The 9,193-nt window shown below is 50.7% G+C and carries 8 protein-coding genes; 4 read left to right on the plus strand and 4 right to left on the minus strand.

What is annotated here, in order from left to right:
- Positions 1-216: 216 nt before the first annotated feature.
- Positions 217-1,185, minus strand: coding sequence for a tRNA dihydrouridine synthase (locus tag AC5M9B_RS03430; protein WP_019270060.1), 969 nt, complete (start codon positions 1,183-1,185; stop codon positions 217-219).
- 88 nt (positions 1,186-1,273) lie between these two features.
- Between AC5M9B_RS03430 and AC5M9B_RS03435 the strand changes: the two genes are divergently transcribed.
- From AC5M9B_RS03435 to AC5M9B_RS03450, 4 genes are all read left to right on the plus strand, one after another.
- Complete coding sequence (locus AC5M9B_RS03435; protein ID WP_019270059.1) at positions 1,274-2,233, plus strand: nucleoside hydrolase; 960 nt, start codon at positions 1,274-1,276, stop codon at positions 2,231-2,233.
- A gap of 48 nt (positions 2,234-2,281) precedes the next feature.
- Positions 2,282-3,835 (plus strand): glycosyltransferase family 2 protein, encoded by a 1,554-nt coding sequence (locus AC5M9B_RS03440; RefSeq protein ID WP_455007384.1) that lies wholly within the window; start codon positions 2,282-2,284, stop codon positions 3,833-3,835.
- Between the two features lie 164 nt (positions 3,836-3,999).
- Complete coding sequence (locus tag AC5M9B_RS03445) at positions 4,000-4,761, plus strand: endonuclease/exonuclease/phosphatase family protein (protein ID WP_455007385.1); 762 nt, start codon at positions 4,000-4,002, stop codon at positions 4,759-4,761.
- 251 nt (positions 4,762-5,012) lie between these two features.
- Positions 5,013-5,861, plus strand: a complete 849-nt coding sequence (locus AC5M9B_RS03450; RefSeq protein WP_455007387.1) for an RnfABCDGE type electron transport complex subunit B — start codon at positions 5,013-5,015, stop codon at positions 5,859-5,861.
- A gap of 242 nt (positions 5,862-6,103) precedes the next feature.
- On the opposite strand, the gene AC5M9B_RS03455 is transcribed toward AC5M9B_RS03450, so the two are convergent.
- The 3 genes from AC5M9B_RS03455 to AC5M9B_RS03465 form a co-directional block, all read right to left on the minus strand.
- Positions 6,104-7,447, minus strand: a complete 1,344-nt coding sequence (locus tag AC5M9B_RS03455) for an aldehyde dehydrogenase family protein (RefSeq protein ID WP_070655118.1) — start codon at positions 7,445-7,447, stop codon at positions 6,104-6,106.
- Positions 7,448-7,989: 542 nt separating this feature from the next.
- Positions 7,990-8,691 (minus strand): hypothetical protein, encoded by a 702-nt coding sequence (locus AC5M9B_RS03460; protein WP_146736507.1) that lies wholly within the window; start codon positions 8,689-8,691, stop codon positions 7,990-7,992.
- 263 nt (positions 8,692-8,954) lie between these two features.
- A partial coding sequence (locus tag AC5M9B_RS03465) for a hypothetical protein (protein WP_487648261.1) occupies positions 8,955-9,193 on the minus strand: 239 nt, incomplete at its 5' end.

Raw genomic sequence — 9,193 nt, forward strand, 5'->3', positions numbered from 1 at the left:
GCGTTGCCTCGCCTTAGCTCAAAGAGAACGATTCTCTAAGGTGCTGAAGCACCAAGTGAATCGGTTCCGTACTATCTATACTGTCTGCGGCTTCGTCGCCTTGTCCTGATTTAAAGTTAATCCACTATAACGGCTTAGAAACGTCCTGTTTTTATTTTATTCCGCCTTAGGCGATGGGTTTAAAGGTCGTCTGAAAACTTTCAGACGACCTCATCATTATCCGGCATTCATCTTGTCTTCAAATGCCGCCAAAATCAGCGCGACTTCTTCTGCGTCTTTGACCGCCCTTACCGCGTCAAACAATTCCTGAGCTTCTCCAAATTCTTTCTTCATCATGCCCAGCCATTGTTTCAGGCGGGCGACGGGGTATTTGTTGTTCGCTTCTTTGGCGAGACACAAATGGAAAAATTGGTTTATCCACACCGAAACTTCGGCGAAATCGGTATCGCGGACGGTTCCGCCGTTTTCGTATTGTTTGATTTGGCGCGCCAAATCGGGGCGGATGACGGCGCCGCGACCGAGCATGACGCTGTTGCAGCCCGTCATCTCTTTAATGCCGATATAGTCTTTGAGGCTGAACACGTCGCCGTTGGCGGTTACGGGGATGGCGACGTGTTCGCGGATTTTGCGTATCCATTCCCAATGCGCGGGTGGTTCGTAGCCTTCGACTTTGGTGCGCGCGTGTACGGTCAGGGCGCAGGCTCCGCCTTCGGCGATGGCGGCGGCGCATTCGAGGGCGAGGCTTTTGTTTTCGTAACCAAGCCGCATTTTGCCGGTGAGCGGGATGTGTTCGGGCAGGCGTTGGCGCAGGGTTTTGACGATATGGTGGATAAGGTCGGGCTCTTTGAGCAGGACGGCACCGCCTTTGTGTTTGTTGACCGTCGGCGCGGGACAACCGAAATTGAGGTCGATTTTGTCCGCGCCGAAGCGGACGGCTTCCAAGGCGTTGACCGCCATATTGTCGGCATCGCTACCCAAAAGCTGGACGGTACAGGGCGTACCGGCGGGGGTCTTGTTGCCGTTGGCGATTTCGGGGGCGTATTTGAGCCAGGTGGAACGGGAATGGACGGTGTGTGTAATGCGGACGAACTCGCTGACGCATTCGTCGTAGCCGCCGATACGGGTCAGCAAATCGCGCATCACATCGTCCACCAGCCCCTGCATGGGCGCAAGGATAAGCTGCATATCGGAGGAGGTCGTCTGAAAAAAGGAAATGCGTATTGTAGCGGTATATCGGTTAAAATACACGCTTTCCACATAGACGGCGCAAGCGATGGCGATGAACGAAAAAATCCGTTTGATTATCGATACCGACCCCGGGCAGGACGACGCTGCGGCCATTTTGGCGGCACACGGTCTGGCACGGCGCGGCTTGGTCGATTTTTTGGGCATGACCGTCGTCGCGGGCAATGTCGGTATGAATTTGACGGCAAAAAACGCGCGCATCGTCTGCGATTGGGCGGGCGAGGAAGATTTCCCCGTTTACGCTGGCGCAGTCAAACCTTTATTGCGCGAACTGGAAACCGCTGAAGCGGTACACGGCAAAACAGGCTTGGACGGTACGGCGTTACACGAGCCGCGCTGTCCTTTGCAAAAGCAGCACGCGGTTGCCTATTTGGTGGAAACTTTGAGCCGCGCCGAAGACGCTTCGATTACCTTGTGTCCGATAGGCCCGCTGACCAATATTGCGCTGGCGTTGAGCATCGCGCCGGAAGCCGTCCGCGCCATCAAACGCATCGTCCTGATGGGCGGCAATTATTTTGAAGCAGGCAACATGACGCCTGCCGCCGAATTCAATTTCTTCACCGACCCGCACGCGGCGCAAATCGTGTTGCAAAGCGGCGCACCGATTACGATTTTGCCGCTGGACGTTACCCACAAGGCACAAATCACTTCCGAACGCATGAACCGCTTACGTCGTCTGAAAAACGCCAACGGCAGCCGTTTGGCGGATATTCTGCAAAGTTACGAACGTTTCGACATTCAGCAGTTCGGCTTGGAAGGCGGCCCGCTGCACGACCCTTGCGCCGTTATCTGCGCCGTATTCCCCGAATTGTTTGCAGGCAGGATGTGCCGCGTAGATGTGGAGACGCAAAGCGGTCTGTCCACCGGCGCGTGTGCCGTCGATTGGCACGGTACGACCGGCAAAACGCCCAACGCGCTTTGGATCACCGAAGTCGATGCCGACCGTATGTTTGAAGAACTGGCCGCCGCCATTGCCAAACTGCCTTAATTTCCCGATTTTGATTTTTCAGACGACCCCTTTTCAGACGACCTCATCATGAACCCGAAAATTCCCGCCACAGCAGCCATGTTGGTCAAAAACTCGGAACGCTATCTGACCGAAGTATTGACCGCGCTTCAAGACTTCGACGAAGTTTTGCTGCTCGACAACGGCTCGACCGACCGTACCTTTGAAATCGCCGAACGCTTCACCAACGTCAGTTATTACAAATACGACTTCATCGGCTTCGGCCCGATGAAAAACCTTGCCGCCCGTCTCGCGCAAAACAATTGGATATTCAGCATAGACAGCGACGAAGTGGCGGATAGTGAATTGGTTGCCGCCATCCGCAAAGCCGTCGCGGAAAACAAAGAACAAAACATCTTCTCGCTCTCGCGCCTGAACCACTACAACGGCCGCCTGATCAAAGCCTGCGGCTGGTATCCCGACATTATCCCGCGCCTCTACCACCGACGCTTTACCCGCTTTTCCGACCGTCAGGTGCATGAATCGCTGATCTTGCCGCCCGATGCAAACGTCCGTCCACTCGAAGGTCGTCTGAAACACTATTCCTTTGAAAACGCCGAAGTGCTGATTCAAAAAATGCAGCAATACAGCTCGCTCTACGCCGAAGAAAACCGCTACAAAAAAGACAGCTCACCCTTCAAAGCCCTGTTGCACGGCAGCGTATCGTTTGTCAAAAACTACCTGCTCAAACGCGGTTTCGCCTACGGCGCGGACGGTCTGACCATTTCCATCGCCAACGCGCAAGGTTCGTACTACAAATACGTCAAACTTTACGAGCGCAACCGCAACATCAGCGTCGCCCTGATTGTGACCACCTACAACCGACCCGATGCGTTGGAGCTGGTTTTAAAATCCGCGCTCGCGCAAACCCGCCTGCCCGACGAAATCATCGTCGCGGACGACGGTTCGCGCCAAGACACCGCCGAAGTCGTCGAGTTCATCCGCAGCCACACTGACATCCCCGTCAAACATTCTTGGCGGCCGGACGACGGCTTCCGCGCCGCCGAATCGCGCAACCGCGCGCTGGCGCAGGCAAAAAGCGACTACATCATCCTCATCGACGGCGACATGATACTCGACCCGTCCTTCGTCGCCGACCACCTCAAACTCGCACGCAAAGGCAGGCTGATACAAGGTTCGCGCGTCATCCTGACCCAAGGACGCACTGAAGAAATTTTAGATTCCGGCGAATTGCCCGATTTGTCCGCGTTCAGCCAAGGCATAGAAAAACGCCTGTCCGCCCTGCGCTTCCGCAGCCTGTCCGCCCTGATCGGCAGACAAAGCAGCCGCAAACACAAAGGCATCAAAACCTGCAATATGGGCTTTTTCCGCAGCGATGCGCTTGCCGTCAACGGCTTCGACAACCGCTTTGTTGGCTGGGGACGCGAAGACAGCGAGTTCGTCGCCCGCCTCTTCCATAACGGCATGAAACGACACAACCTCAAATTCGCCGGCATCGCCTACCACCTCTGGCACCACGAAGCCGAACGCGACGCCCTGCCGCAAAACGACGCCTTACTCAAAGCCACGCTGTCCGAACAAAAAATCCGCTGCGAACACGGCATGGACGAGTTTATAAAATAAACCGTTTTGCGCGCATCTCCCCCTCAAACGTCGTCTGAAACCTTTCAGACGACGTTTTACCTTCAAGCAGCCGCCAGCCCATCAAATCTTTACTGAAACCAAACACTTGCAGTGCTATACTATCAATACAACGACAAACTACTCACACACTACGGTTACACATCATGTCCCCCCACCCGATTACCATCACCTCATACAACATGCACAAAGGCATGTCCGCGCTCAACCGCAAAGTCCAAGTGGACAACATGGCGGAAGAGCTTCGCGGCATAGGCTCGGATGTTCTGTTTTTGCAGGAAGTGCAAGGTCAACACCTGACCCGCAGCAACAGGCTGCCCGACTTCCCCGAACAACCGCATTACGACATCCTCGGCGACCGCCTTTCCTACAACCGCAGCTACGGCAAAAACGCCGTTTACCCGCAGCGCCACCACGGCAACGCCATCCTCAGCCGCCTGCCGCTGGAAACCCGCCACAATCTCAACATCAGCGTCAACAAACTCGAACAGCGCGGCGTACTCCATTGCGAAGTCTTGCCCGAAGGCTGGGACACCCCGCTCGTCTGCCTCTGCGCCCACCTCAACCTGCGCGAACCCGACCGCGCCAAACAATACCGCGCCATCTTCGAATACGTCGTGCATCACATCGACCCGCAAAGCCCGCTGATTCTCGCCGGCGACTTCAACGACTGGCGGCAAAAATCCGCCCTATCCTTAGGCAACGCCTTGAACCTGAACGAAGTATTCGTGGACAGCAACGGCAAACGCCCCAAAACCTTCCCCGCCCGCCTGCCCGTCCTCAGCCTCGACCGCGTCTATACCCGCAACTTGGAAGTCTTAGACTCCCAAATCCACAACGGCAAAAACTGGCAACGCCTCTCCGACCACTTGCCCTTAAGCGTCAAAGTCCGACCCAAACTGCCTTGACCGCACCAATGCCAAAGGTCGTCTGAAAACCTGAAATCGGGAGTTTCAGACGACCTTCCATATTTACATTCTTACCCACAACACCGTATGAGGTTTAAATACAGGATACTTATACCATCATTCAAATTCCGTCGTTCTTACTTGAATTTGCTGTAAAACGATAGAAGAATCTCTTGTATTTTCAACCCCTTTATTCCCCTACACTCCGTTTCCCGATAAAATACGCCCTTTCGATTTTGACTCTATCCGCCATGCCGACCGACCTTCAAGCCATCAACCGCCTGCTGCCGCAAACCCAGTGCCGAGAATGCGGCTATCAAGGCTGCCTGCCTTATGCGCAAGCTTTGTTGCACGAGGATGCGCCTGTTAATTTGTGCGCGCCCGGAGGAGAAGCGGTGATGGTCGATATTGCCGCTTTATTGGGCAAACCGCGCGTCGCGCCCGTCAAAATCCAGCCCAAAGCCGTCGCCCTGATAGACGAAGCCGCCTGTATCGGCTGTACCGCCTGCATCCGCGCTTGTCCCGTCGATGCAATTATGGGTGCAAGCAAGTTCATGCACACCGTTATCAGCGACGAATGCACAGGCTGCGGACTCTGCCTCCCGCCTTGTCCGGTGGACTGTATCGACATGATACCTTCCGAACAGGAATACCTCCCCGCCGCGCGTAGCCTGAGTCGCTCTTCCGAAGCGCGTTTCGCCGCTGCCGAACACGCGCAAAACCGTTTTGATTGGCACACGGAGCGCAAAGCGCGCGACGAGGCGGAACGCAAAGCCATGCTTGCCGAGCGCGAAGCCGCCGTTAAAGCCAAGCAGGCGCAAATTCAAGCCAAAACCCAAGCTGCCGCCAAACCTGCCTTCAATCCCATGGATTTGATTGCCAAAGCCATGGCGAAAGCCCAATCCCAACAAGACAAGCTGGTTGCATCCGACAACCGCGAAGCATTCAAAAACCGGCAAATCGAAGAAGCCAAAGAGCGCGCCGAATTGCGCCGCGCCCAACGCGATGTCAAATATGGTAACGAAGAAGAAAAAGCCGCCGCGCTTGCCTATCTGCGCCGTTATAAAGCGGAGCAAGAAGCAGCCAAAGAAATACGATGATTTTGGTGGAGAGACTTCAAAGGTCGTCTGAAAGAGGTTTTCAGACGACCTTATAAATATAAAAAAGATTCCGTCATTCCAGTGCAAATGAAAATCCTTATTCAATAATCGGAAATTTCCAAATACACCATTCCTACGGAGAATATTGAGAAAAACAAACTACCGCTTCAACAAAAAGAAGGTCGTCTGAAAACGCAATATAGACAATCCAGCGTTTTCAGACGACCTTTTTCAATCCATTTTTATTTCTGCCAATACGTTTTCACGTTCACAAATTCATACAACCCGAATTCAGACAATTCCCGTCCGTAACCTGAGGCTTTAACGCCGCCAAAGGGAAGGCGAAGGTCGCTGCTTGTGTGGCGGTTGATAAAGACCGAGCCTGCTTGGATTTTTTCGGCAAACTCCCATGCACGGCGGGTATCGGCGGTATAAATGCTTGCGCCCAGTCCGTAAGGCGTATCGTTGGCAAGGGCGATGGCATGTTTTTCATCCCTCGCCCGCAAAATCATGGCAACCGGCCCGAAAACCTCTTCATTCCAAACGCGACAGTCAGGATTTACTTTGTCCAACACGGTGGCAGGGTAAAACCAGCCCTTTCCTTCGGGAATGAAACCGCCTACCAAAACTTCTGCGCCGTGTGCGACTGCGTCCTGCACTTGAGCGTGTACGTTTGCGCGCAAGTCTTCGCGGTGCAGCGGTGCGAGTGTGGTTGCGGGGTCTTTAGGATCGCCTGTTTGCAATTTGGCGCATTCGGCAAGAAACAGGGGGATGAAGCGGTCGGCGATGGCTTCGGTAACGATAATACGTTTGGCGGCGTTGCAAGACTGACCGGCGTCGCGGAAACGCGAATAACAGGCTTCCGCAGCGGCGCGTTCGAGATCCGCATCGGGCATGACGATGAAAGGATTGCTGCCGCCAAGTTCGAGGACGGTTTTCTTGAGGTGCAATCCCGCATGGGCGGCGAGCAGGCGGCCGGTCTGCGTCGAGCCGGTAAACGCCATCGCATCGGTGTCTTCGATGGCTTTCAAGGTATCGTCGTTATCCAGCCACGCACCAATCAACGGGAGGTCGTCTGAAACCAGTTCCAGCAGTGCCGCGCTGACCCGCGCAACACTGGGCGCAGGTTTGACGGCACAAGCATTGCCCGCACAAAGCGCGGGAATAGCAAAACGCAAAACCTGCCAGACAGGATAGTTCCACGGCATGACGGCAAGCACAACACCCAACGGCTCAAAACGCACCTGACTGAGGCTCGCCTGCGTGGCAATGGTCTTATGCGCCAGCAACTCGGGGGCAAGGCGGACATAATATCGGATGAGTTCGACGGATTTATCCAATTCAGCACGGCATTCATGCAGGCAGCGTCCGACTTCTTCACAAACCATTTCCGCAAGCCGCTCTTTGTTTTGCGCCAAACGCTCGGCAAAAGCTTGCAGCAAAGCAGTCCGCCCGGTAACGCCCAATCGCGCAAACGCCTGCCGACGTACTCTCAACGCTGCCAATTCTTGTGCAAACTCGGCATAACTTTGCGCAGGTCGGCGACAAAGGGTTTCGCCGGTATAGGCATTGATGCTGTGAAACATGGTTCGGATCCTTTGTATGTCGGTTTTATTTTAGGTCGTCTGAAAAACAAGGTACGTTTTCAGACGACGTTTGTTCATCATCAAAGAAACGCGATTATATAGCAAACTTAGATAACTCCATGCAATCCTTTCTAAATAGACAGCCTGAACGAAAAAGAATTTATGTAACTCGATAATCACTCATTAAAAAGTAATCGAAATATCTAAAATAAGCCTAAAAAATAATAAAGGTCGTCTGAAACCCTGTTTCCAAGGTTTTCAGACGACCTTTCATCATCAACACAGATTATAGGAAGCAGAACCAATAGCAGCCGAATTTGCAAATGGCAATGATTTCCCACCAATTTGCAATAAATTGTCTAAATAACCATATGTAGCACCAGCCGCATTTATCCAATCCTGACTAGTATATTCTCTTGATGAGTTATCTTGATTGGGAAGTACAAGATTATTGCTTGAAATATTGCTCGCATTAACGACACCATTACCAATATTTATAGCTTCAGAAACTCTTGATATGAAAACAAACTCCTAATTTTTAGTTACTTACTGCTTGACAAAATTCTAAGATTTTTATATTTATCATTACGGCTAATTATAAAAAATAATAGAGACAATATAAAAAAAATAAACCAAAAAGATAAATCTGATTTTAGATTTGCAATATATCTATTCCTATAAAGCGAAACCATTTCTCCATAAGTATAAAAAATACTATCATTTAGCTTTAGCTCATAAATTGTCATATTATCATCTACTTTAGCATATACTTTATAACCATATAAGTTTCTTGGATTTTCACAAAATATTTTATTTGAGTCTGATATGCACTTACCTTCCCTTTCTAGCTTTACCGCAATCCAATCACATCTACCCGGCGCATAAACTCCTCCTATACCTCTAGCTCCATACCCTACTAGGAGCTTATTCACATTACCACAGTAAATATTTATGTTTTTATTCTTTGTTTTAATATAAATTCCATCCAATCTTTCTTTATACTTTCCAGGTGGTAGGCGGTCATCATGGATAACTTCTCCAGTAATAGTATGCAAACTTTTATATTTAGGTTGATTATATAGATAATAACTATAATTTTTTAAATCCTGGAAGCTGACAATAAAAAATGGAATAGAGAAAAAGAAAAAGAAAAAAGAAATCTGTTTAGGATTAAAGGGAACGGCTTTTGTTTTTTCCACAAGAATATCCATCTTCAAAATAAAATTTCCAATAAAATGCCACATTCCCATAAACCTACAACCCATTTCAGATAAACGGTATTTAACTCAGACAAACGTATCATTACAACTGTAAATACTATCAAAGGTCGTCTGAAAACTTTTCAGACGGCCTATAGGTTTGAAGTAGCTAATAGTATTCAATACGATGGTTTTTCAAAAGTTAAATTATGGTTAAACACCGAATTTGCCTATCAGTTTTCTGACGGTTTTTATCCGTATCAGGTGCCTTTATCCTCAGTGCCTTTATCCTGATATGATAACTTAGACTAAGATTCTTGCTTGATGTGCGGCAAACCCAGCTGCAGAAATCCAAAAGGTCGTCTGAAGAAAGTTTTCAGACGGCCTTTTGATTTTTTACCAAATGCTCGTGTGAAACCGCTACTAAAGCTCAATCTGCGAAGCGTATTGTTGCTAAACAACAGATTACCCGAGACCTTTGCAAAAAAGCCCTTTCCCCGACAGCCGAAACCCAAACACAGGTTTTCGGCTGTTTCTGCCACTAATT

This window comes from Neisseria flava, from assembly GCF_982712965.1.